Origin of the sequence: Bradyrhizobium sp. DOA1 (assembly GCF_001593325.1) — a bacterium.
Taxonomy (GTDB): Bacteria; Pseudomonadota; Alphaproteobacteria; order Rhizobiales; family Xanthobacteraceae; genus Bradyrhizobium.
Map to the genome: position 1 here is coordinate 6,768,151 of NZ_JXJM01000001.1, position 23,555 is coordinate 6,791,705.

Consider the following 23,555-nt stretch of genomic DNA (forward strand, 5'->3'; position numbering starts at 1 on the left):
TTGCGCGCTTAATCACTGCGTCACATTGTCTCAATATAGCGTCTGGCTTGCCGCCTCGACGGCCGTGCCAAGCGACACGAGACGGTCCCTCATGAACATCAAATTCTCCCGCCGCCGCTTCCTCACCAGCAGTGCCGGCGCGCTCGGCACGATCGCGATGCCCTCTCTCTCGCGCGCCGCGGACCGGCCAGTTGTCACCCACGGCGTGCAATCGGGCGACGTCACCGCCAGCGGCGGCGTGGTGTGGGCGCGTACCGATCGGCCGGCGCAGATGCTGGTCGAGGTCGCGACGACTGATACGTTCAGGAATGCCCGCGCGCTGCCGCCGATCGCGACGCTGCCCGAGAGCGACTTCACCGCGAAGATGCTGGTTGAAGATCTGCCGGCCGGCCAGGACGTCTTTTACCGCGTTCGCTTCCGCGATCTCGCGCACAGCGCCGTCGAGGGCGAAGCGGTGACCGGCCGCTTCCGCACCGCGCCGGCCGATCGCCGCGACGTCAGCTTTGTCTGGGGCGGCGACGTCGCCGGCCAGGGCTGGGGCATCAACCCCGATGACGGCGGCATGATCACCTTCGCCACGATGCGCAAGCATCGTCCGGACTTCTTCCTGCATTCGGGCGACACCATCTATGCTGACAGTCCGATCCAGTCCGAGGTGAAGCTTGCCGACGGCAAGATCTGGAAGAACCTCACCATTCCCGAGAAGGCCAAGGTCGCGGAGACGCTGGACGAGTACCGCGCCGCGCACAAATACAATCTTACCGACGACAACCTCCGCGCCTTCAATGCCGAGGTGCCGATCTTCGTGCAGTGGGACGATCACGAGGTGACCAACAATTGGTCGCTCTCCAAGGAGCTGCCGCCGGCCTACAAGGAGCGCAGCATCGCATTGCTCGCTGCGCGCGGCGCCCGCGCCTTCCACGAGATGTATCCGATGCGCGAAAGCATCAGCGAGCCGGGCAGGGTTTATCGCCAGATCTCCTATGGCCCGCATCTCGACGTGTTCGTGCTGGACGAGCGCAGCTACCGCGGTGCGAACGGTCCGAATCTGGAGGCGGAATACGGGCCGGCCAGTTACTTCCTCGGACCCGACCAGATTGCCTGGCTGAAGCGCGGTCTGCTCAACTCGCGCGCGACCTGGAAGGTGCTCGCCTCCGACATGCCGCTCAGCCTCGTCGTCCCGGACACGTCGAAGGGCGGCTCGGAAGCATTCGCGCAAGGCGACGGCCCGGTGCGCGGCCGCGAGTTCGAGATCGCAGACATCCTGCGCTTCATCAAGATGGCGCCGATCAGCAATACCGTGTGGCTGACGGCGGACGTGCACTACGCCGCCGCGCACTACTACGATCCCAACAACGCGCAGTTCCAGGAGTTCGAGCCGTTCTGGGAGTTCGTCTCGGGGCCACTGCACGCGGGCACCTTCGGCCCCAATGCGCTCGACAACACGTTTGGCCCGGAGGTGCGCTTCGTCAAGGCACCGGGCAAGGACAACCAGAACCTGCCGCCGTCGGCTGGCATGCAGTTTTTCGGCCACGTCAGGATCGACGGCGCCTCCGGGCAGATGACGGTGACCCTGCGCGACCGCGCCGACGTCGCATTGTGGTCGACCACGCTCGACCCGAAATTGGCCTGACGCTCAGGCGCGGTGCGCTCGCAGCACGGCTTCGAGCGCCTCGCTCGAGCACGGCTTTTGCAATCGCGGCCGCGCCGCGAATTCGGACGGAATCCCGGTCTCGGCGCCATAGCCGGTGACGAAGACGAACGGAATGTTCAGCGCGACCAGTCGCTCGGCGATCGCAAAGCTCTTCTCGCGGATCAGCTCGACGTCAAGCAGCGCGAAATCGGGGGCACGCTTCTCGATTGCGTCCAGCGCCTGCGTCACCGACCCGGCGGTGCGCACTTGCGCCACGCCGAAGCCGAGCAGACGGTCCTCGAAGTCGATTGCAATGATCGGGTCGTCCTCGACGACCAGGACGTCGGCAGGACAGGAGCCATCGGGAATCGCGGGAGCCATGATCGCATCTTGAGTAGGGGGTTTTCTGATCAGGACAGCCGCGTCACGACACCTGCGCCCAGCGCATCGGAGGGTTCCCGGAACGAAACCCACCACATCACAGTTCTACAGTCTGTCCACTTGTGCACACAGGAAACGGACGGAACTCGTTATTGTCGAGAGGAGGACAGGGGGTTTCACGATGGATGCGCGTATCGGCAGTACAAACGAGGTCGAGAGCCGACCGGCCAACAATCTGTTACGGCGCCTGAGCGTGGCAGACTTCGCACTGCTCGCATCGCACGTTTCCGTCGAGGACTGCGCGGCCGGCCAGTTGCTCTACAATCCTGGCGACGACGTCCAGGTCGTCCACTTTCCTTGCGGACCATCGCTTGCGACCTTCCTCGTGCCCAACGAGGATGGCCGCGACGTCGAGACCATTCTGGTTGGTCGTGAAGGCGCGGTAGGCGGCATCGTCAGCGAGGGATATCTGCCGGCCTACACGCGCATCTGCGTAAAGTTCGGCGGGCCGTTTGCGCGCATCCACGTCGGCAAGCTGGAGACGGCCAAGGCGCGCTCGCCGTCGCTGCGCAACATCTTCGCCCGCTACGCCGACTGCATGCTGGCGCAGATCTTCCAGTCGACCGCCTGCAACGCCATCCACTCGATCGAGCAGCGCACGGCCAAATGGATTTTGGCCGCGATGGAGCGGACCGGCGACGAGCGCAGCGTGCCGCTGACGCATGAGCAGCTTGCGACGCTGCTCGGGGTCGGGCGCAGCTATGCGAGCCGCGTGCTGCAGTCGTTCAAGGCCGAAGGCGTGCTCGACACCCGACGCGGCTCGATCCTGGTCCGCAGCCGCGAGGGCCTGCGCTTGCGCGCCTGCCTCTGCAACGACGCCGTGAAGATGCATTTCGAGGAGGTGCTGCGCGGGGTCTATCCCACTGAGGAGCGGGAGGCGGGATAGCGGGCCATTCCGCTCGTTCGGCATGAAGAGGCGGCGGGCGCACTATCCCGCGCAGCCCGGACCTGCGCTACTATGCCCGCATGAGCGGGGCTTTCCTTCACACCATCTTCGACATCGCGGCGTGGCTGGTAGCGGCCGCTGCCGTCTATTGGCTGTCGCGGCGCCGCCTGGCGTTCCCGGCGCAATCGTTCGAAATGCCTTACATCGCTGCGCTGGTGTTCGGCGCGGGCCTCGGCGCCTATGTGTTCGGCTCAGCCAATCTGTGGCTGTCGGGCCAGCACGGCATAGCCCGCTCGGTGGAGGGCGCGCTCGCGGGCGGCATCGTGGCGATCGAGCTCTACAAATGGTCGGCAGGGATAGCGTTGCGAACCGGCGCCCGCTTTGCGCTGCCGCTGGCACTCGGCATCGCGATCGGCCGGCTCGGCTGCTACTTCGCGGGCCTCGACGATTTCACCTACGGCACGCCGACGACGCTGCCCTGGGCCCATGATTTCGGCGATGGTGTCCCTCGTCATCCCGTGCAGCTCTACGAGAGCGCAGCCATGGCCCTGTTCGCGACCTTCTATGTCGCGGTGGTCTTGAACCGGAACGGGTTTGTGATCACCAATGGTTTCTACCTCGTCCTCGTCTATTATGGAGCGCAGCGCTTCCTGTGGGAATTCCTCAAACCCTATGGCACGCTGATCGGCCCTTTCACGCTGTTTCACCTGCTGTCGCTGTCCATCCTGCTCTACGCGGTCGTCATGCTGGCGACGGCGCCCAAAGCGAGATCCCTGCATGAACGCGCCGCTGCGTAAGTCGCGCCCCTATATCTTCTGGGGGCAGACCCAGTCTCTCTGCGAGACCTGCCTGACGCTGGTGCCGACCAAGATCCAGATTCTCGGCAACGAGGTCTGGTACGAAAAGCGCTGCAAGCAACATGGCGTCCAGTCGACGCTGGTGTCGACGGACGCAGCCTATTGGCGCCTGTGCAAGGATTTCATCAAGCCGGGGGACCGTCCGCTGCAATTCCAGCAGCGCACGGAATTCGGCTGCCCCTATGATTGCGGCCTCTGCGCCGACCACGAGCAGCATTCCTGCCTGGCGCTGATCGAGATCACCGAGCACTGCAATCTCACTTGCCCGGTCTGCTTCGCCGAATCCTCGCCCGCCCGGACCCGCTTCACACCGCTCGCGAAGGTCGAGAGGATGCTGGACGCGCTTGTCGCCAGCGAAGGCGAGCCCGACCTCGTGCAGATCTCCGGCGGCGAGCCGACGCTGCACCCTGACTTCTTCGATATCCTGGACGCGGTGCGCGCCCGCCCGATCCGTCACGTCATGATCAACACCAACGGCCTGCGCATCGCCCGCGAGAAGGATTTCGTGGCGCGGCTCGCCGAGAACAAGCGCGGGCTAGAGGTCTATCTCCAGTTCGATTCGCTGCAGCGCGACGCCCTGATCAATCTGCGCGGCGCAGATTTGCGCAAGATCCGCCAGCAAGCGCTGGAGAATCTCGAGCATTTTGGCGTATCCACCACGCTGGTCGCGACCATCAAGCGCGGCGTCAACGATGCCGAGATCGGCGCCATAGTCCGCCATGCATTGACATGGAAATGCGTACGCGGCGTCACGCTGCAGCCGGTGCAGGACGCCGGCCGCAACGAGAATTTCGACAAGAATACCGACCGCATCATGCTGTCGGAGATCCGTCAGCGCGTCGTCGAGACCGGCGTGTTCGGCGACAAGGACATGATCCCGCTGCCCTGCAATCCCGAAAGCATCTCGATCGGCTACGGCCTGCGCAACGGCGAGAAGGTGCTGCCGCTGACCTCGCTGATCCCGCAGGAGCAGTTGGTGGCGGTGATGCCCAACACGATCAGCCCGGAGAAATATCCGGTGCTGCGGGAGAAATTTGTCGATCTGTTTTCGTTGTCGTCGGGGCCGCTGAACACCAGTGAGCGCGTCTGCGAATTGCTGTGCTGCCTGCCGAGCTTTCAGGTGCCGGACGGGCTCTCGTACGAGAATGTCTTCCGCGTCACCATCGTGCAATTCCTCGATCGCTTCAATTTCTGCGTCGGCAACGTCAAGCGCAGCTGCATCCATTTCGTGACGGAGCAGGGCGCGATCATTCCGTTCGACACCTACAATCTGTTCTATCGCAACGGCAAGATCGACGGCATCCGCGCGGCGCTGACCGCGCAGGCGAGCGAAGGAGTCCTGCAGGGATGAGCGTCAGCGACACACCGCCGCCGGCGCCCCCGGTACCGCCGCCCTCGCCCCCGACGCACAAGCGGCACGGCTGCCTGACCGCGCTCATGGTGGTTTTTGGGATCTTCATGCTGCTGCCCGGCTTCTGTGCGCTGCTCTTCGGCGGAATGTCGGTGGTCGACGGTGGGCAGATCCCATCCGACATCGCGTCGCTGATTTTTCTGGGGCTGGTCATCGGCATCGGCGGGGTCGCCCTGATCTGGGCCGCGATCAAGGGGCGGAACGCTCCTCCCCGTCCCCGGACCGGGCCGTAAGCACCGGAGATTCCCGGACAAAATTCAGTCAACCAACCGCCAAAGAACACATTGTTTTTTGGCCGTTTTTGCATATATTGCGCCGCAACGCGCAGGGTGCCCGGTCGATATGGCCGGGCTTCCCTTTTGGGCGGCGAGCGCCCGTTTCCAGTCTTCCAGCGTTGTTTCGAGAAGAGGTCCCGGTCCGACCGGCGAGATCGCGCTTAACCCATTGTTCGAACGCAAAGAAGCCCACTCATGAACCTCCGTAACGTCGCCATCATCGCCCACGTCGACCACGGCAAGACGACCCTGGTCGACAAGCTCCTCCAGCAGTCCGGCACGTTCCGCGAGAACCAGAAGGTGACCGATCGCGCCATGGACTCCAACGATCTGGAGCGTGAGCGCGGCATCACCATCCTGGCCAAGGCAGCCTCGGTGCAGTGGAAGGACACCCGCATCAACATCGTCGATACCCCCGGCCACGCCGATTTCGGCGGTGAGGTCGAGCGCATCCTGAACATGGTGGACGGCGCGCTGGTGCTGGTCGACGCTGCCGAAGGCCCGCTGCCGCAGACGAAATTCGTGGTCTCCAAGGCGCTCAAGGTCGGCCTGAAGCCGATCGTCGTCATCAACAAGGTCGACCGGCCCGACGCACGCCCGACCGAGGTCATCAACGAAGTGTTCGACCTGTTCGCAGCGCTCGACGCCAGCGAGGAGCAGCTCGATTTCCCGATCCTCTACGGGTCGGCCAAGCAGGGCTGGATGGCCGACAGCCCGGAGGGTCCGAAGGACAAGGGCATGGAGCCGCTGTTCGACCTGATCCTGCGCCACGTTGCGCCGCCCAAGGTCGAGGAAGGTCCGTTCAAGATGATCGGCACCATTCTCGAAGCCAACCCCTATCTCGGCCGCATCATCACCGGCCGCATCTCCTCTGGCGTGCTCAAGCCGAACCAGCAGGTCAAGGTGCTGAACGCCGACGGCAAGCTGGTCGAGTCCGGGCGCATCACCAAGATCCTGGCCTTCCGCGGTCTCGAGCGCACCCCGCTCGATGAAGCCGAAGCCGGCGACATCGTCGCGATTGCGGGCCTCACCAAGGGCACGGTCGCCGACACCTTCTGCGACCCGACCGTCGAGGTGCCGCTGCCGGCCCAGCCGATCGATCCGCCGACCGTGTCGATGTCCTTCATCGTCAACAACTCCCCGCTTGCCGGCACCGAAGGCGACAAGGTGACGAGCCGCATGATCCGCGACCGTCTCTTGCGCGAAGCCGAGGGCAATGTCGCGCTGCGCGTGGTCGAAGCCGCCGACAAGGACGCGATGGAAGTCTCGGGCCGCGGCGAATTGCAGCTCGCCATCCTGATCGAGACCATGCGCCGCGAAGGTTTTGAGCTCTCGGTGTCACGTCCGCGCGTCGTCTATCAGAAGGACGAAGCCACCGGCGCCACGTTGGAGCCGATCGAGGAGGTCGTGATCGACGTCGACGAGGAGCATTCCGGCGTCGTCGTGCAGAAGATGAGCGAGCGCAAGTCCGAGCTGATCGAGATGAAGCCCTCGGGTGGCAACCGTCAGCGCCTGGTGTTCTACGCGCCGACCCGCGGCCTGATCGGCTACCAGGGCGAGCTGCTCACCGACACCCGCGGCACTGCGATCATGAACCGCCTGTTCCACGGCTACGCCCCGTACAAGGGCGAGATCCAGGGCCGCCGCAACGGCGTGCTGATCTCCAACGACCAGGGCGAGGCGGTGGCCTACGCCATGTTCAAGCTGGAGGACCGCGGTCCGATGATGATCGAGCCGGGCTGGAAGGTCTACAAGGGCATGATCGTCGGCGAGCACACCCGGGACAACGATCTCGAGATCAACGTCCTCAAGGGCAAGCAGCTCACCAACATCCGCACGACGTCGAAGGACGAAGCCGTGCGCCTGACCCCGCCGATCCGCATGACGCTGGAAAAGGCGCTCGCCTATATCGAGGACGACGAGCTCGTCGAGGTCACGCCGAAGTCGATCCGTCTGCGCAAGAAGCATCTCGACCCGAACGAGCGCAAGCGCGCCGAAAAGGCCAAGGAAGCGGTGGCGTAACCGAGCGAATGGGAGGTGGCGAGTAGCGAATAGGGACGTTTGGCCAGAGCCGACGTTTTCTTATACTCTATTCGCCATTCGCAACTCACTAGTCGCTCTTCCATGTCCCTTCCATCCTCCGTCGACGTCGCGATCATCGGCGCCGGTGCCGCCGGCCTTGGCGCCGCGCATGCGCTGGCGGGCTCCGGCCGCTCCGTGATCGTGCTCGAGGCACGCAACCGGCTCGGCGGCCGGGCCTGGACCGTGCAGGCCTCGCCCGAGGTCACCTTCGACGTCGGCTGCGGCTGGCTGCATTCGGCGGACCAGAACTCCTTCGTCGCGATCGCGCGGCAGCTTGGTTTCGAGCTCAACACGAACCTGCCGCCCTGGCGCGAGCGCGCCTTTGGTAACGCTTTCCCACAGAGCGAGCGCGACGATTTCATGCGTGCGATGGACGCGTTCTACGAGCGCCTCTGGCAGGCCGCACTGAAGGGCAAGGACGAACCTGCGAGCCTGAGCCTCGAGCCCGGCAATCGCTGGAATCCGATGATCGATGCGATCTCGACTTACATCAACGGCTGCGAACTGAAGGACATGTCGACGCTGGACTGGGACGCCTATGAGGACAGCGATCTCAACTGGCGGGTTCGGCGCGGGTATGGCGCTCTGATTGCCGCCTATGGCGCCGCTTGTCAGGTGGCGCTGAACTGCAATGTCACGCTGATCGATCATTCCGGCAAGCGCCTGCGCATCGAGACCTCGCGGGGCACGCTGACCGCGGACAAGGCGATCGTCACCGTCCCGACCAATCTGATCGCCGATGAAGCGATCCGCTTTTCACCACAGCTGCCGGCCAAAGTGGATGCAGCAGCCGGCCTGCCGCTCGGCGTCGACGATAAGGTGACGCTCGCGCTGAGCGATCCCGAAGCTTTCCCGAAAGAAGCAAACTTGCGCGGCGCGACCATGCGCACCGAGATGGGCACCTACCATATCCGCCCGTTCGGGCAGCCCTGCATCGAAGGCTTCTTCGGCGGCAGCTTTGCCCGCACCCTGGAAGATTCCGGCGAAGGCGCCATCGCCGCGCAAAGCATCGACGAGATCGCGGGCTTCCTCGGCAACGATATCCGCCGCAAGCTGAAGCCGCTGTACGAATCCCGCTGGGCGCATGATCCGTTCGCGCGCGGCTCCTATTCACACGCGCTGCCGGGGCACGCGGGGGATCGCGCGATGCTGGCGGCACCGGTCGATGGCCGGCTGTTCTTTGCCGGCGAAGCGACGTCGCCGAGCTTCTTCTCAACCGCACACGGGGCGCGGGACAGCGGGGAGCGGGCGGCGAAGGAAGTGCTGGCGGCGATTGGCGGGCAATAACCGCAAGCTCCGTCATTGCGAGCGTAGCGAATCAATCCAGAATCTCTCCGCAGAGGCGATCTGGATTGCTTCGTCGCTTCGCTCCTCGCAATGACGAAAATACTACTCGATCACGCGCGCCCGCAAATCCGCGTCCGGCACGACGCACGCATCGTACTTCCCAAAAATGCGATAGCGGTTGCGTGCGACGAGGCTGTACACGGCATCCCGCATCGGCTGCGGCACGGCGAACAAGACGCGGACCCAGCCCCAGCGCGGGAGTTGAGACAGCACCGTCAGCGCGGCGTCCGATTTCATGAACACTTCGCCGCCATGCACCACGGCGTTGGTGTCGGGATCATCGGGATCGATGCCGAAGGTGCGTGCGAGCCGCGCTCCATAATCCGACTGGACCGGTGTGAACCGAAAGCGCTTCCCTGTATCGCGCGCCGCAACGAACCGCACCCAGCGCGAGCAGAAGATGCAAACGCCATCGAAGAGGATCACGTCGTCGTCGGGCCATTTGGGCATCAGCGATTATCCAGCATCAGTAGCGCCACGAGCATCAGCACGATAGCCGGCCCGGTCTTCACCAGCGCACCGAGCGGCTCGATCCAGAGATCGGGCGTGAGAATCGCGGCGCCGAACATATAGCCAAGCGACGCCAGAATGCCCGCAACGAGTCCGAACGCAGCCGTCCGGCGAAAAGCGATCAATACGCCGATGCTCATGTCCATCAGGCTGGTGCCGATGGTGATGGGATCGACCAGCGCAGGCGGAAAATTGTGCGCGATCAGGATGCCAGCGGCGTCGCGGTAAGACACGAACAATGCGATGAAGCCTGAGACGAGCCAGAAAACGACCAGGCTCGCGACGATCAGCGCCTTGGCCATGAATAGCCGTGCAAACCATTTGTCCTGGACAGCGGCGGGATGACACCCGATCGTCTCGGTCAACGACTTCGGCACGATGCCGGTGGCCGCGATCCACGCCGAGGGATCACCCTGTACGCCGCGTCGCAGTTCGGCAATGGCAGTTGAACGCATCGGCGGCATCCAACCGAGATGGCAAGCCAAATCACCGATTTTCGCGCCGAGATCGAGCAGGAAGGACGGCATCGCGAGGCGCGGCCAGCCATCCGTGCCGAATGCAAGGCGAAAATGCTTGACGACGCCGGCCATGGTGACCGGCTCTGGCTGCATCAGATCCCAGCTCACGGCCCTCACCGCGACGTCGTCTATATCGCGCGCGGCGAGCCAGGCGATCGTGGCCGAAACATCCTCGATCGCAACGGACTGGAACGGTGTCGTCATCTCCGCCGCCGGCAGATCAATCGGAAGAGCGGCCAGCGCGCGCAGCATGGCGCTGCCGCCATAGGCCGACGGCGCAACCACGAAGCCGGGCCGCAGGATGGCGTATGGGATGCCCGAGGCCGCGATCAGACGTTCGGCCTCACGCTTGGTTGTCGCGAAGGCGGTGCGGTCGGCCTCAGCAATTCCCGGGATCGAGATGTGCACCAGGCGGATGGCACGGCCGCTATCGCCGATCGCCTGAACGAGACGACCGACGAACTCGCGATGCACGGCATTGGTGTCGCTGCCGGGCCCATCCTGGAGCACACCGAGGCAATTCACGACGACGTTTACGGCGTGCTGGCTGAGAAGACGCGCCAGCGCAGCCACTTCGAGGGTGAGGATCGGCAGCTCGATGTCGAGCGCGCTCATCTGCTGCGCCGGCGACAGGCTGCGCGCCACACCGACGACACGAAAACCACGCGCGCGCAGGTCGCAGGTGACGAAACGGCCGATCAGGCCGGAGGCGCCGAAGACCAATATGGTTCGTTCACTCATCGCAGTTCTCAAAACGGTTTCGCGATCATCAGCCACAGGATCAGCATGGTCGCCCCAAACCCGGGGAAGCCGAATGCGAACCAGCGGCGGAACAGGACGAAATAGCGCTCCGGAAGCGCGACGCGCTCGCCGGCCGCCTTGCGGGCGAGGTCGCGCATCTCGATCTGCATGAAGACCACGGGGATCCAGAACAGGCCTGCGACGGCGTAGAGCGCGAGCGAGGCCAGCAGCCAGCGCTCGGTGATTGGCGTCGCCGACAGCATCATCAGCAGGCCACCACTGACCGGCTGGAGGATCACGGCGGACAATGTGAAAATCGCATCCGCAAGCACGACGACCGAAGCGGTGCGCGCGATGAACTCGGCATCGTTCGTGCGATGCGCCATCAGCATGAAGAAGGCAATGCCGCTCCCAGTGCCGAGAATGACGATGGCGCCAAGCACATGCAGATATTTGACCAGGAAATACAGCGTCATGGCTTCTTGGTCGCCATTGGCTTCGGCGGGTTCAGCGCGCGGGCGAGGTCGCTGCCTGCGGCGTTGACGCCGGCCTCGGTCTCGATCATCCAATGCCCCTCGTTGCCGACGGAAGGCAGGATATTGAAGTCGACCTTGCCACCAGCGCCGCGAAACGCCTCGACCAATTTCTTGGAGAATGCCGGCGCGAAGTAACTGTCATTGGCTGCAACGAGCCAAGTGACGGGAATGCGCGCGGCCTTGCCGAGTTCGGCTGCGGCCGCAAGCAGCCTGTCCGGCGCGCAGATCTTGTTCGGCTCGTCATTGGCATGGCCGCCGCGCCCCGGTGCGAATGCAATGATGGCGGAGATCGCCTTCGGATCGGCATTGGCGAGCGCGAATGCACCCCAGCCGCCGGCGGAATGACCGAGCACGATGGCGGCATCCTTGCGGATGAAATCCTGCTTTCGCAGATAGTCCAGCGCGAGCCAGATCTGGTCCGCCGTCGCACGGGCCGATCGTGCATAATCCGCCTCGTCGCAGCCGCCCTGGTCCTCGACATAGCGGCCACCGGTCGCGCCATGGCCGAGCCGCTCCGGCACCAGCACGGCAAAGCCGCGCGCGACGAGATACGCTGCGAGCGCACGGTATTCCGGCTGCGGCATTTGCGCGCGACGCAAGCCATTCTGCGTCGACGCGTGCGCGATGACGGCGAGCCGAAACGGGCCGGCACCTAAGGGACGAAACAGCAGGGCATGCGCGGCAAGGCCGGGATCCGGTGACGGCACGTGCCACACCTGCCGGCGCAACGGCTCGCCTTCCGCGCCCGATGGCCCAAAGGTGACCTGAGCGCGCAGAGGTGACGAAGTCAGCACCAGTAAAGATAGAAGCGCAGAGACGATGGGGAGCCGCATGAATTGCCTGAGAAGGCGGACCGAACTGCGATGGCCAGACTAATAGGAACGAATCAGTCCAGGCAGACTTTCTGCGTTGTCATTGCCTTTCGTTCATTGCCGCAACGAGTTTTGCACCGACGCATGGCGGGCCGATGCCATCCAAGACGGCGGCTTGTCCTCTTTCGGTACAACATGGGCAAAAACTGATGCAGAAAATCCACACGTTAACCGATAATTAACGATAGGTCTTGCCGCCGGCGCGGCGACTTGGTTTGATCGTGTCCATGAGCACAACCCTGATCGAGGTCCGGCCGGCCAAAGCTGCAGATGCAACTGCGGTGGCATCGACCCATGACGAAGCCTGGCGGTCAGCCTATCAGGGCATCATTCCCGGCGGCGAGCTGGAAAAGCTGATCAACCGCCGCGGTCCGCAGTGGTGGGACAGCGCGATCCGCAAGGGCAGCCGCGTCAGCGTGCTGGTGTTCGGCGACAAGATCGCCGGCTATGCCAATTACGGCCGCAACCGCGCCCGCAGCCTGCATTTCGACGGCGAGATCTACGAGCTTTATCTGCGCCCGGAATTCCAGGGCCTCGGCTTCGGCCGCCGGCTGTTTGCCGCCGCCCGCCGCGACCTGATGCAGAGCGGGCTGAAGAGCATGGTGGTGTGGGCGCTGTCGGACAACGATCCGGCCACCGAGTTCTACCGCGCCTTGGGCGGCCGCATGGTGGCGCGCTCGTCCGAGCGGTTCGGGCCGAAGGCGCTCGACAAAGTTGCCTTCGCTTGGACCAACTAAGAATTTGGACCAATTGAGCTGCTGAAACCCGAATCGGCAGCGTTTTCCATCCGTCGATACCGTCCGCCTCTGCGCCGGTGATCGCTGGATTCATTATTTCACAAAAACGCGATGGATCAGCGGGCCAAGCCCGCGTATGACAGCGCCAAAATCGCTGCCGGGCGCGATTTATCCTCGGCAACAACGGAGCCTTGAATGCGTATCGATGCTATCTCGATCGGGAAGAACGTACCCCACGACGTCAACGTCGTCATCGAAGTCCCCGTGGGCGGCGAACCGATCAAGTACGAGATGGACAAGGAGGCCGGCACGCTCGTCGTCGACCGCTTTTTGTACACGCCGATGCGTTACCCCGGGAACTATGGCTTCATCCCGCACACGCTGTCGGACGATGGCGACCCCTGCGACGTCCTGATCATCAACACCCGCGCCATCATCCCTGGCGCCGTCATGAGCGTGCGCCCAGTCGGTGTCCTGTTCATGGAGGACGAAGCCGGCGGCGACGAGAAAATCCTGGCGGTGCCGTCATCGAAGCTGACGCAGCGCTATGACAAGGTGAAGAGCTATTCCGACCTGCCTGACATCACGCTGCAGCAGATCCAGCACTTCTTCGAGCATTACAAGGATCTCGAGAAGGGCAAATGGGTGAAGATCCTGCGCTGGGGCGGCCCGGAGGATGCGCACAAGCTGATCCTCGAAGGCATTGAGCGCGAGAAGAAGAAGAAGGGTTGAGCCTTGCGTGTCCCGGACGCGATGCGGCACGAAGTGACGCGTCGCAGAGCCGGGACCCATGGCGCCACTTGTACTGGGCCCCGGCTCTGCAGCGCACCGTTTCACGCTGCGCTGCGTCCGGGGCACGAGAGTTCAACTACACCGCCGGCTTCGGCAGTCCGGCAATCGCACACGCCGCACGCAGCGTGTTCACCAACAAGCACGCGACCGTCATCTGACCGACGCCGCCCGGCACCGGTGTGATCGCGCCGGCAACGCCAAGCGCTTCCGGATAGGCGACGTCACCGACGAGGCGCGTCTTGCCGTCGTCCTTGGGAATGCGGTTGATGCCGACGTCGATCACGGTCGCGCCCGGCTTCAGCCAGTCGCCGCGCACCATCTCCGGCTTGCCGACCGCGGCATAAACGAGGTCGGCGCGCTTCACGAGCCCGGGCAGATCGCGCGAGCGCGAATGCGCGATGGTGACGGTGGCGTTCTCGTTCAGCAGCAACTGCACCAGCGGACGGCCCACGAGGTTGGAGCGGCCGATCACGATGGCGTTCATGCCCTCGAGCGATGCGTGCACGCTCTTGGTCAGGATGATGCAGCCCAGCGGCGTGCAGGGCGACAGCGCCTCGAAACCGCCGGCGAGCCGGCCGGCATTGCTCGGATGCAGGCCGTCGACATCCTTGGCCGGATCGATGGCATTGATGACGGCCTCGGTGTTCAGCCCCTTCGGCAGCGGCAATTGCACGAGAATGCCGTGCACGGCTGGATCGCGGTTGAGCTTTGCGATGAGCGCCAGCAGATCCGCTTGCGAGACGTCAGCCGGCAGCTTGTGCTCGAAGGAAGCCATCCCCGCCGCCTGCGTCTGGGTGTGCTTTGAGCGGACATAGACCTCGCTGGCGGGATCGCTCCCGACCAGGACCACCGCAAGGCCCGGCACGAGATCATGCTCGCGCTTGACGCGGGCGACCTCGTCGGCGACGCGGGCGCGGAGTTCCGCGGCGATGATTTTTCCATCGATGATCTCTGCGGTCATGTCAGTTCCCCTGGTCTGTCGATTTGGCGGCGGCGAGCTGGCGCAAGGCTTCGCCGAGCCGCGCCGGGTCGCCGTCGACCGCGATCTGCTTCAGCCGCGAGGTCGCCCCGGACAAAAGCCTGACGCTGGCCTTGGGCACACCCAGCGATTTCGCCAGCAGGACCACAACAGCCTTGTTGGCCGCGCCGCCATCGGCAATGGCGCGCACCCGCACCTTGAGCACGCTGCGGCCGTCGGAGAGCTGCTCGATCCCGTCGATGTCGTCGCGGCCGCCGCGCGGCGTCACCCGCAGCGCGATGCTGATACCCGAGGCCGAATAGCGCCAAGGCTCCTTGTAAGGCTCCTTGTTGCCAACCAAGGCGCTCCGCCCGCTCAGATCACGTTCGGGTAGATGTAATACAGGATCACCCGTTCGATGAACATGATGAGCAGGATTAGGATGATCGGCGAGATATCGAGGCCGCCGAGACTGGGCAGGAAATTGCGAATCGGCGCCAACAGGGGCTCGGTGATCCGGTACAGGAACTCAGCCACCGCCGAGACGAACTGGTTGCGGGTGTTGACCACGTTGAAGGCGATCAGCCAGGACAGGATCGCGGAGGCGATCAGCAGCCAGACGTAGAGATCGAGCACGATGATGACGATGTCGAGAACGGCACGCATGGCTTTGCAGACTCTGCCTTTTGAAACTCTGGCTGCGGTCGGGATTGACGCCCGTTGCTAGATATCGGTTCCCCCCGACCCAAACAAGGGAAGTCGGCGCCCGGGATGGCTAAAACCGGGTGACACGCGTCCTTGACTTGACCTTGGCGGGGACTTAAATGGCGCCCGGTTGTCGGCCGCATTCACCAGAGCGGCCAGCAAAGGGGCCATAGCTCAGCTGGGAGAGCGCGTCGTTCGCAATGACGAGGTCGGCGGTTCGATCCCGCCTGGCTCCACCAACCTTCGCTCGCTGCGCGAGCTACGGCTAGGCAAGCCCTCATGTAGCGAAGGCAGTCCCGCCATAGCCCGCAGGGCGACGGCGGACCTCCCCTACCTCCCCGTAAACCTCGGCGGCCGCTTTTCCATGAAGCTCGCGACTCCCTCGCGGAAATCGCTGCCAGCCAGCGCCACCATCATCTCCCTGTTGGCCTCGATCGTCGCCTCGGCCAGGGTCTGGAATGGCACCTCGTAGAGCTGCCGCTTGATCACGGCCATCGCGCTCGGCGAGACCATATCTGCAAGATCGCGCGCATAGCCATAGGTCTCCTCGCGCAGCTTTTCCGGCGAGCAGAGCCGGTTGACCAGCCCGATCCGCAACGCCTCTTCGCTCGGCACGCGCCGGGCTGAGAGCAAGAGATCCATCGCATTGGCGTGGCCGACGATGCGCGGCAGCATCCAGCTGATGCCGTGCTCGGCGATCAGGCCGCGCCGCGCGAAGGCGGTGGTGAACACCGTGTTGTCGGCTGCGAAGCGCAGATCGCAGTAGAGCGCGTGGACGAGGCCGATGCCGGCGGTCGCGCCGTTGAGCATGGCGATGACCGGCTTCCTGATCGACGGATAATAGCCGTAGCGCGTCTGCCAATCCGGCCGGCGGTTCATGTCGAAGGGTGGCAGGTTCGAGGCGCGCCTGACATCATCGGGATCGAGGCCTTTCAGCGCATCCATGTCGGCGCCGGCGCAGAACGCGCGGCCCGCGCCGGTGAGCACGATGACGCGGACATCGTCGTCGGCATTTGAGGCTTCCATCGCATGGCGCACGTCGCGCTCCATGATCGGCGTCCACGCATTCATGCGGTCCGGGCGATTAAGCGTGATGGTCGCGATCCTGTCCCTCACCTCGTAGAGAATGTGTTCGTAGGCCATGGCGCTCTCCCAGTGTTTGCCGGCGCAGTTTCGCGTGCGCGCGTTGGCAGGGAGCGTAGCATATCCAGGAGAGAGGCAAGGACTTGCGCGGAGGCGCGATCACTCGGCGGCTTGCGCCAGCAGCGGGCGGCGCGCCAGCCAGCCGTCGATGAAATGATCGAGCCAGGCACGCTCTGCGACGTCGTAGACGGCACGATCGGCGAAATGATGATGCCGCTGCCGCGCACCGGGCGCGCTGAAGCCGTCATAGCCGCGCGTGGTCCAGCAATGCATCATCGCGTAGGTCACGTCGGGGTGAAACTGCACACCGAAGGCATGGCCGGCGCGAAACGCCTGCACCGGAAAATCATCGCCTTCCGCAAGCAGCTCCGTGCCAACCGGCAGCTCAAATCCCTCGCGATGCCAATGATAGACCTGGGCCGGCCAATGCGGACAGAGCGCATGGCCCGCCGCGGTCGGCCTGATCGGGTAATAGCCGATCTGGGTCAACGCCTCCGGATGCGGCGCGACGCGAGCACCAAGCTGCATCGCGAGCATCTGGGCACCGAGACAAATGCCGAGAAACGGACGCTGTTCGCGGAGCGGAATTTCGATCCAGTCGATCTCGCGGCGGATGTAATCGTCGGGATCATTGGCGCTCATCGGACCGCCAAAGAACACGGCGCCGGCATGCCGGTCGAGCGTCTCGGGCAAGGGATCGCCGAAGCGGGGCCGGCGAATGTCGAGGCGATGGCCGAGCGCGCGCAACGCATTGCCGACCCGGCCGGGTGTCGAGGATTCCTGGTGCAGGACGATCAGAACCGGCAACCGGGCTTCCGGAGCAGGGGCGGCCGCGCCCGGCGTCCTTCTTGGGAAGGGCACCAATTCTGCGCCACCAAACCTGTCCGTCCGGAACGACATGGCCTCTGCGAGTGCTATCGGTTCAGACCATCAGCATAGCTAAGCGATGGTTAACATCGTGTGAGTTCGCGCACACAAGCCCGACGAAGCAAGCTCCGGGCCACTACGGACGCGTGCCGCTTATCTAGTGCCTGCGCCTCTGGAACCGGCTGGTGGCAGCCAGGATGAAGCCGCGCGGGAAGAAGCGCAGTGCGAACGGCACAATCTTGATGCCAAGACCCGGCAGCACTGCCCGTTTGTTCGCCATCAAGCCACGATACGCCTCCCGCGCGACGTCGGCGGCAGAGACCTTGAGAGCGGCCGTATCATGTTGAGAGCCGATGCCGGCGCGGCCCTGGAATTCGGTGGGCACCGGGCCCGGACACAGCACCGTGACGCGGACGCCGCGCGGCGTGAGCTCCGCCCGCAACGCTTCGGTGAAGGAGATCACATAGGCCTTGGACGCGTAGTAGACGGCCATGCCCGGGCCAGGCAGGAATCCTGCGACCGATCCGACATTGAGAAGGCCGCCCTTGTTCCTGATGAGCTGATCGGCAAAGCGCAGCGACAGATCCGTCAGCGCGCGGACGTTGACGTCGACGATGCCGAGCTGCTCGGCGCGATCTCGCTCGATCGCATCGCCGAACACGCCGAAGCCGGCATTGTTGACGAGATGATCGAGCTCGACACCTTCGGCGGCAAGCGCCGCCGCGATTGCGTCGCCGGCATCCGCTTGCTCGAGGTCGCAGGCGATCACGATCGGCTTCTTGCCGCCCTTCGCGGCGAGCTCGGTGGCGAGCGCTTCCAACCGGTCTACCCGTCTCGCGGTCAATGCGAGGCGATGTCCATTGGCGGCAAACACGCGCGCCAGCTCCACGCCGATGCCTGCCGAGGCACCAGTAATCAGCGTCACCCGCTCAGTCACGATCGAAGTCTCTTGAGTTCAAGTTCTTTGGCCCTGCAATGGCGGAACGAGAGCATAGGCCGCGCGCGGCATGCAAGCTGTGCCGCGGGCATGCCCGCCTGCGCAGAGCGGCAGGACGTGCTGGAAAACCGTTGATTTGCAGGTGAATTCAACGCAGGGCGACGAATAAATTAAAGTTTCGTCATGTCTCCGCGCAGACTGCGATCGGCCGGGACCAGAGCCGTCAGCCGCCGACGGCACTGTCCTTCACCTGGCCGCCGGCACGCTCGGCGATCGCGTGCTTCAGTTCGATCCGGTCACGCTGGGATATCCCGAGCAGGTCGGATGCGCGCCACACGACGTTGTCCTCGAACTCGCTGACCTGCCCATCGGCAAAGACCAGCTCCCACATCATCTGCACGATGCGCTTGCGGCCATCCTCGTCGAGTGAGCGCATGATGACGCTGGTGAAGTGATAGAGATCGACCGCCTCGCCCTCGACCTGGGTGGCGTCGGCGATCAGCCGGTCCGCGGTACCCCGGTCCAGCCCAAAGTGGCTTTCAATCAAGCCGTGCAGCTTGCGCTGCTCGGTCGCGGTCGGCTGGCCATCCAGCGAGATCACGTGAACCAGCAGCGCCGTGGCCGCCAGCCGATAGTCGCTGTCGCCAAATGCGCGGTCCTGGTCTTGGGGAGCAACAATGTCGGCAATGAATTGGCGCAAGCCGTCGAGCATGAAGTCCTACCGAGGTCAATGAAGCCGCAAGTCGCGGCCGTTACCAGCATTATATGAGCGGGAAACTCAACCGGCGCAACGTGCGTCAGTTCCGCGCGCTGCATTACGTTTCGGCAATCTGGGCTATCTCTTTCACCGTCATGGCCGGGCTTGTCCGGCCTTCCATGCGTCACCACCAACTAAAGACGTGGATGCCCGGGTCAAGCCCGGGCATGACGACGGAGAGTGTGGCGCGCATCCGCCTCCACATCGTCATTGCCCCTCACGGTATCTCGTACACCACCATCTTGTCGGCGATGCCGCGCAAGGCGGCCTGCTTCTGGATCGGCTTGATCGCGCGCTGCTCGAGCACCTCGGCGACCGCGGGCGCATCGAGCACCGGTCCGGTGATGTGGATCTCCTGCGCGGTCGACAGGCTCTGCACGCGGGCGGCGATGTTGACCGTCTGACCGAAATAATCCTGCCGCTCGTTCAGCATCACCGCGAGGCACGGGCCTTCGTGAATGCCGATCTTGACGATGAGATCGGCGGTGCCGCGACTCTTGTTGAGCTCGTCCATCGCTGCGCGCATCCGCAGGCCCGCGACGATGGCGTGCTCGGGACGGACGAAAGTCGCCATCACGGCATCGCCGATGGTCTTCACCACCGCGCCTTTCTCGGAGGAGATGATCTCGAGGAGCGCATGGAAATGCGCGCGCACGAGATCGAAGGCGGCGAGATCGCCGACGCGCTCGTACAGCGCGGTCGAGCCCTTCAGATCGGTGAACAGGAAGGTGAGCGAGGTGATCTGGAGTCGCTGGTCGAGACTGAGATTGTCGGCCTTGAACACGTCGCGAAAGGTCTGGTTCGACAGCATCCGCTTGGCGGTGAGGAACGGCTTGCGCTTGCCGATCAGATGATGGAGCGCCTCGGCCGCGATGAACACCGACGGCAGCACGCGCACGCCCGCCTGGTTCTCCAGCGACAGCCTGAGCGGGCCGGGCCGCATGGTCGTGGTTCCCGTCGGCGCCTGCACCTTGTTGTACATGATGGCGAGCTGCTGGCGATCCCTGGTCGGCTCGCCCTGGACGTCGATGAAATGCGCGGCGTGCGTCACCGGCTCGAAGATGATGACGAAGTCACCAGGCAGTTGTAGCGACATGGTCGCTTTCTCGCCCGCCGGCAGCTCCATGGTGTCCAGCGTCACCTCGTTCGCCAGCGTCGCGAACGATTCCTTGTTGAAGTCGACGCCGGAGCTCCAAAACACCTGCTTGAAATATTCCCACACCGGAAGCGTATCGGGATCATGAGCCGCGATGCGCCGGACGCGCGGGTTCACGGTGAAGGAGACCTCGACCTGATCGTCGACGGAAGCCTTGTAGCCGCAGGCGCAGAGCGCGCAGTGATAGTCGTCGGGCTTGAGCGCCTTCAGCGTCGAATGTGCGCCCAGCACGCCACCGCAGCCCGGACACAGCACGTTCCAGCCGAGATCGAACAGGCCGAGCCGCGCCGCGTGCAGGAAGGCGGAGATCGCGTGCTCTTCGTCGACGCCATGCTCCGTGGCGAAGTCGAGGACGTTGACGCGGTTGAGTTCGTGATCCTCGCCCTTCTCGATGAGGCGCGCAATCGCATCGACCACCTTCACGTCGGCGGTCTGCTGCAGAACGGATAATTGGGCCTGGATGTCGCTCATGACGGGACTCTATCTGAGATGGATCACGCCTCCAGCCAGGCAAATCGCCCGTCACCGACGCGTGATGCGGAACATGGGTGAATGGTCCGGCTGGGTCGTGACGACACCGAGCGGGATCACGGGATTTGTCAGATCGGCAAGCTCGACGCGAAACGCGCCGATCAGCCGGGCCAGCGCCAGCACGGATTCGGCCTGCGCGAACGGCGCGCCGATGCAGACGCGCGGACCCGCGCCGAACGGCAGATAGGCGAACCGATCGGGCGCCTCTTTCGACAGGAAGCGCTTTGGAATGAATGCGTTCGGCTGATCCCACAGCTTCTCGTGCCGATGCAAGAGCCAGGGCGCGATCATGATGATGTCGCCCTTGGCGATCTCGACGCCGGCCGCGTTGTCCTTGTCGCGCGCGGCGCGCGCGACAAGGAAGGCGGGCGGATAGAGCCGCATCGTCTCCTCGATCACCGCGCGGGTGAACTTCTGGCGATCGATGTCGGCGATGCTGTCGAGGTGCTCGCCGCGCGTCTCGGAGGCGACCTCTTCCTGCGTCTCCGGATCGAGCGCGAGCAGATAGAGCGCCCAGAACAGCGCCGTTGCCGTGGTCTCGTGACCCGCGAGAATCATCGTCGCGACCTCGTCGACGAGCTGCTCGTCCGAAAACCCCTTGCCCGTTTCGGGATCGCGCGCCGCGTCCATGAGATCGAACAGGTCGCGCGGCGGCGCGCCTTCCTTTTTGCCCATCGCACGCCGCTCGGCGATCAGCATCGCGACGAACTCGGTCCAGCGCTTGCGGAAGCGGGCGCGGGCAAAATCCATCGGGCTCGGCCAGGACACCGGCAGCAGCATGTCGAGGAAGTATGGCCGTCCCAGCCGTGCCGCATATTCCATGATGAAGTTGCGCAAGGTCGCGCCATGGCGGTCCATGCCGAACGAGAACATCGTGCGTCCGGCGATCTCGAGCGTCATGCGCTGCATGATTTCGCGCAGGTCGACATCTTCACCCGTTCGCGCATCCAGCTTCGCGATGGTCTCGTCGAGCACCGCCGTCATGTGCGGTACGAGATTGGCGGTAGCGCGCGGCGTGAAGGCCGGTGCAAGCGTGCGGCGTTGAAACGTCCAGGAATGGCCTTCCGCGATCAGGAGACCGTCGCCGAGCACGGGGCGCAGCATGCGGATGCCGGCCGGCGTGCGCGTATAGTTCTCGTAGTTGCTGAGCAGGACGTGCCTGATAGCATCCGGCTGGTTCAGGATGAAGCTGTTGCGGAAGAAGAAGCGGCCCTTGATGACGTCTTCCTCATAGGCGCGCTGCCCCCAGGTTGCGATCATGTTCCGGCGGATCACCGCAACCCGGGCGAAGAACGACATCTCGTCTGGGGCGCGCGGAGGAGCCGGAGGGATGATGGGCCGACGCACGCTGGCGATGTTCATGGCTCTCTCCCGCAGATGTGTCGCAAGCAAACAGCTAATAAGTCAGCTCGGCAATCGCAATCCTGTTCTCGGCGGCAGGCCAGGCGCGTGCCACAATTCGTTCTTCGCCGAACTGGGCCACGATGTTACGTCCGACCTCGCCCGCTGCAAGCCGCAATGTCGCTGCCGCATCGGTCGGCACGCCCGGCTTGACGTCGGCCGGCTCCTTGCCGTCGAACAGCACCACGTCCCGTGGCAGGCCGAAATAGCCGCGCGGCCGCGACATGATCACGACAGAGCCGGCGTCCTTGTCGGCCGGCCCAAGCGGCCGCGCAGGCCTCAAGTGCACGACCTCGGAGGAGCGCGGGAAGGGCGAGCGGTAGATGTGCGTCGTCGGCGCGCCAGGCGAGGCCAGGACGAATTCGAGCGACCAGGCGGGATCGACCTGCACCGGCCCCCAGCGGCCGTCGGCGCCAGTCTTCGAGCTGTGCAGCGCCTCGCCCTTGCGCTCGCCGGTATCAGGGTCGACCCGGAAGATATCGACGGTTGCGCCGGCGACCGGACGGTTGGTCGGCACGCCGCCCGGCGCTCCCGAGACCAACCCGCTCAGCTTCACGCCGGCCTCCGGCACGATCGCGATGCGCGCGGGCTCGCGGCCGGCGATGAACTTGTAGACCTCTCGGAACGCGCGCGGGTGAAACGCCACCTCGCGATGATCGAGCGCACCGAGCACGAGGTTGGTGGCGCCTTTCAGCTCCGGGCCTTCGGCGGTCACGCCGGTCGGCGTGCCGGGCTTGCCGATGAAGCGGCCGTCGGGCTGCGCATATTTGTCCAGGCCCTCGCTGCGCAAGGTGAGGAAGGCGACGCCTGGCGTCACCTCGCTTTCGCCCTCGTTGAGGCTGCGCAGGAATGCGCCGCGACCGTTGAATTCGTTGTTGGGCTGGTCGTCGGTTGCGAACACGCCGTGATTGGGCGTGCCGCACAGCACGGCGTGGCTGACATCGCCAGCACCACCATTCTTGATGACGTTGCGGATCGCGTAGCCGCCGCGCGAACTGCCGACCAGCGCCACGCGAGGTGCTCCAGTCCGGCGCTTCAACTCGGCAATCGCGGCAGCGAGCTCGCGGCGCTGGTCCTCGGTCGAGGAGCGGTTCGCCTGCTCGACCTTGTCGTCACTGCGCGCCAAGGGGTCAGTGAAATTGATCGCCATCATGCGATTGCGCGCGATGCCGTTGGATTCCATCCGCCACAGGGTCGTCATCCAGAGCGCATCGTAATCGCCGTTGCCGTGGACGAATAGGATCGACGGCACCTCCGTGTCCGGCGCCGCAGCGGGTGCCGTTTGGGCGATCGCGCCGGCCCGCAAGCTCGCAACCGCGAAAGGCAGGCTGCCCACGCCTTGCAGGATCGTCCGTCGCGACAGCTTCATCTGTTCCTCCCCGGCAAACCAGTCTTTGCACCGCTTATACCGGCCTAACCACTGGACAGCGAAGGACTTTCGCAGGCATCACTGATTAGCCGG

The 23,555-nt window shown here is 64.4% G+C and carries 24 protein-coding genes and 1 tRNA gene; 10 read left to right on the forward strand and 15 right to left on the reverse strand.

The window, feature by feature from the left end:
• The first annotated feature begins 91 nt into the window (after positions 1-91).
• Entirely contained in the window at positions 92-1,633 is a 1,542-nt protein-coding gene (locus SE91_RS31340; RefSeq protein ID WP_061850401.1) for an alkaline phosphatase D family protein, read from the forward strand.
• Between the two features lie 3 nt (positions 1,634-1,636).
• Here SE91_RS31340 and SE91_RS31345 read toward each other — a convergent pair whose 3' ends face one another.
• Positions 1,637-2,014, reverse strand: coding sequence for a response regulator (locus tag SE91_RS31345; RefSeq protein WP_061850402.1), 378 nt, complete (start codon positions 2,012-2,014; stop codon positions 1,637-1,639).
• Between the two features lie 181 nt (positions 2,015-2,195).
• Here SE91_RS31345 and SE91_RS31350 point away from each other — a divergent pair, with 181 nt between their 5' ends.
• The 6 genes from SE91_RS31350 (at position 2,196) to SE91_RS31375 (ending at position 8,872) form a co-directional block, all read left to right on the forward strand.
• Positions 2,196-2,960, forward strand: coding sequence for a Crp/Fnr family transcriptional regulator (locus tag SE91_RS31350; protein ID WP_061850403.1), 765 nt, complete (start codon positions 2,196-2,198; stop codon positions 2,958-2,960).
• Between the two features lie 80 nt (positions 2,961-3,040).
• Positions 3,041-3,757 carry a prolipoprotein diacylglyceryl transferase gene (locus SE91_RS31355; RefSeq protein ID WP_061850404.1) on the forward strand — a complete coding sequence of 239 codons (717 nt, stop codon included), beginning with the start codon at positions 3,041-3,043 and terminating at the stop codon, positions 3,755-3,757.
• Complete coding sequence (locus SE91_RS31360; RefSeq protein ID WP_061850405.1) at positions 3,738-5,168, forward strand: radical SAM protein; 1,431 nt, start codon at positions 3,738-3,740, stop codon at positions 5,166-5,168. Before SE91_RS31355 ends, SE91_RS31360 begins: the two co-directional genes overlap by 20 nt.
• The gene (locus SE91_RS31365) at positions 5,165-5,461 is read left to right on the forward strand and encodes a hypothetical protein (protein WP_061850406.1); all 297 of its coding nucleotides are present in this window, start codon (positions 5,165-5,167) and stop codon (positions 5,459-5,461) included. The genes SE91_RS31360 and SE91_RS31365 overlap by 4 nt, the downstream gene beginning before the upstream one ends.
• 237 nt (positions 5,462-5,698) lie before the next feature.
• Entirely contained in the window at positions 5,699-7,525 is a 1,827-nt protein-coding gene (gene typA, locus SE91_RS31370; RefSeq protein WP_060734456.1) for a translational GTPase TypA, read from the forward strand.
• 102 nt (positions 7,526-7,627) lie between these two features.
• Positions 7,628-8,872 (forward strand): flavin monoamine oxidase family protein, encoded by a 1,245-nt coding sequence (locus SE91_RS31375; RefSeq protein WP_061850407.1) that lies wholly within the window; start codon positions 7,628-7,630, stop codon positions 8,870-8,872.
• A gap of 102 nt (positions 8,873-8,974) precedes the next feature.
• Here SE91_RS31375 and SE91_RS31380 read toward each other — a convergent pair whose 3' ends face one another.
• The 4 genes from SE91_RS31380 to SE91_RS31395 are packed head-to-tail and all read right to left on the reverse strand — an operon-like array spanning position 8,975 to position 12,070.
• Positions 8,975-9,382: a thiol-disulfide oxidoreductase DCC family protein gene (locus tag SE91_RS31380; RefSeq protein WP_061850408.1), complete on the reverse strand. Its 408-nt coding sequence runs from the start codon at positions 9,380-9,382 to the stop codon at positions 8,975-8,977.
• Positions 9,382-10,701 carry an SDR family oxidoreductase gene (locus SE91_RS31385; RefSeq protein WP_061850409.1) on the reverse strand — a complete coding sequence of 440 codons (1,320 nt, stop codon included), beginning with the start codon at positions 10,699-10,701 and terminating at the stop codon, positions 9,382-9,384. Before SE91_RS31385 ends, SE91_RS31380 begins: the two co-directional genes overlap by 1 nt.
• Positions 10,702-10,709: 8 nt before the next feature.
• Positions 10,710-11,177 carry a DUF2269 family protein gene (locus SE91_RS31390; RefSeq protein WP_061850410.1) on the reverse strand — a complete coding sequence of 156 codons (468 nt, stop codon included), beginning with the start codon at positions 11,175-11,177 and terminating at the stop codon, positions 10,710-10,712.
• Positions 11,174-12,070, reverse strand: coding sequence for a dienelactone hydrolase family protein (locus SE91_RS31395; protein WP_061850411.1), 897 nt, complete (start codon positions 12,068-12,070; stop codon positions 11,174-11,176). The genes SE91_RS31390 and SE91_RS31395 overlap by 4 nt, the downstream gene beginning before the upstream one ends.
• Positions 12,071-12,336: 266 nt before the next feature.
• Here SE91_RS31395 and SE91_RS31400 point away from each other — a divergent pair, with 266 nt between their 5' ends.
• Together SE91_RS31400 and ppa are read left to right on the forward strand one after the other, a co-directional pair.
• Complete coding sequence (locus SE91_RS31400) at positions 12,337-12,846, forward strand: GNAT family N-acetyltransferase (protein ID WP_061851425.1); 510 nt, start codon at positions 12,337-12,339, stop codon at positions 12,844-12,846.
• 195 nt (positions 12,847-13,041) lie between these two features.
• Positions 13,042-13,578 (forward strand): inorganic diphosphatase, encoded by a 537-nt coding sequence (gene ppa, locus SE91_RS31405; RefSeq protein ID WP_008539231.1) that lies wholly within the window; start codon positions 13,042-13,044, stop codon positions 13,576-13,578.
• Between the two features lie 136 nt (positions 13,579-13,714).
• On the opposite strand, the gene folD is transcribed toward ppa, so the two are convergent.
• Genes folD through SE91_RS31420 form a run of 3 tightly spaced genes read right to left on the reverse strand, consistent with a single transcriptional unit; the run spans position 13,715 to position 15,262 of the window.
• Positions 13,715-14,599, reverse strand: a complete 885-nt coding sequence (gene folD, locus SE91_RS31410) for a bifunctional methylenetetrahydrofolate dehydrogenase/methenyltetrahydrofolate cyclohydrolase FolD (protein WP_061850412.1) — start codon at positions 14,597-14,599, stop codon at positions 13,715-13,717.
• Between the two features lies 1 nt (position 14,600).
• Complete coding sequence (locus SE91_RS31415) at positions 14,601-14,957, reverse strand: DUF167 domain-containing protein (RefSeq protein WP_061850413.1); 357 nt, start codon at positions 14,955-14,957, stop codon at positions 14,601-14,603.
• A gap of 14 nt (positions 14,958-14,971) precedes the next feature.
• Entirely contained in the window at positions 14,972-15,262 is a 291-nt protein-coding gene (locus tag SE91_RS31420; RefSeq protein ID WP_008539240.1) for a YggT family protein, read from the reverse strand.
• A 202-nt stretch (positions 15,263-15,464) separates the two neighbouring features.
• Here SE91_RS31420 and SE91_RS31425 point away from each other — a divergent pair.
• Positions 15,465-15,540: transfer RNA gene (locus tag SE91_RS31425), tRNA-Ala, on the forward strand.
• 91 nt (positions 15,541-15,631) lie between these two features.
• Here SE91_RS31425 and SE91_RS31430 read toward each other — a convergent pair.
• From SE91_RS31430 to SE91_RS31460, 7 genes are all read right to left on the reverse strand, one after another.
• Positions 15,632-16,444 (reverse strand): enoyl-CoA hydratase, encoded by an 813-nt coding sequence (locus SE91_RS31430; protein ID WP_061850414.1) that lies wholly within the window; start codon positions 16,442-16,444, stop codon positions 15,632-15,634.
• 99 nt (positions 16,445-16,543) lie between these two features.
• On the reverse strand, positions 16,544-17,344 hold the full coding sequence (locus tag SE91_RS31435) for a glutamine amidotransferase (RefSeq protein ID WP_061850415.1): 801 nt from the start codon (positions 17,342-17,344) through the stop codon (positions 16,544-16,546).
• Between the two features lie 124 nt (positions 17,345-17,468).
• Positions 17,469-18,248 carry an SDR family NAD(P)-dependent oxidoreductase gene (locus tag SE91_RS31440; protein WP_061850416.1) on the reverse strand — a complete coding sequence of 260 codons (780 nt, stop codon included), beginning with the start codon at positions 18,246-18,248 and terminating at the stop codon, positions 17,469-17,471.
• 223 nt (positions 18,249-18,471) lie between these two features.
• Positions 18,472-18,960: a tellurite resistance TerB family protein gene (locus tag SE91_RS31445; RefSeq protein ID WP_061850417.1), complete on the reverse strand. Its 489-nt coding sequence runs from the start codon at positions 18,958-18,960 to the stop codon at positions 18,472-18,474.
• Positions 18,961-19,222: 262 nt separating this feature from the next.
• Positions 19,223-20,632, reverse strand: coding sequence for an adenylate/guanylate cyclase domain-containing protein (locus tag SE91_RS31450; RefSeq protein WP_061850418.1), 1,410 nt, complete (start codon positions 20,630-20,632; stop codon positions 19,223-19,225).
• 51 nt (positions 20,633-20,683) lie between these two features.
• Positions 20,684-22,054: a cytochrome P450 gene (locus SE91_RS31455; protein WP_061850419.1), complete on the reverse strand. Its 1,371-nt coding sequence runs from the start codon at positions 22,052-22,054 to the stop codon at positions 20,684-20,686.
• A 34-nt stretch (positions 22,055-22,088) separates the two neighbouring features.
• A complete protein-coding gene (locus tag SE91_RS31460) occupies positions 22,089-23,462 on the reverse strand; it encodes a hydrolase (protein ID WP_061850420.1) in 1,374 nt (457 codons plus the stop codon).
• Between the last annotated feature and the right edge of the window lie 93 nt (positions 23,463-23,555).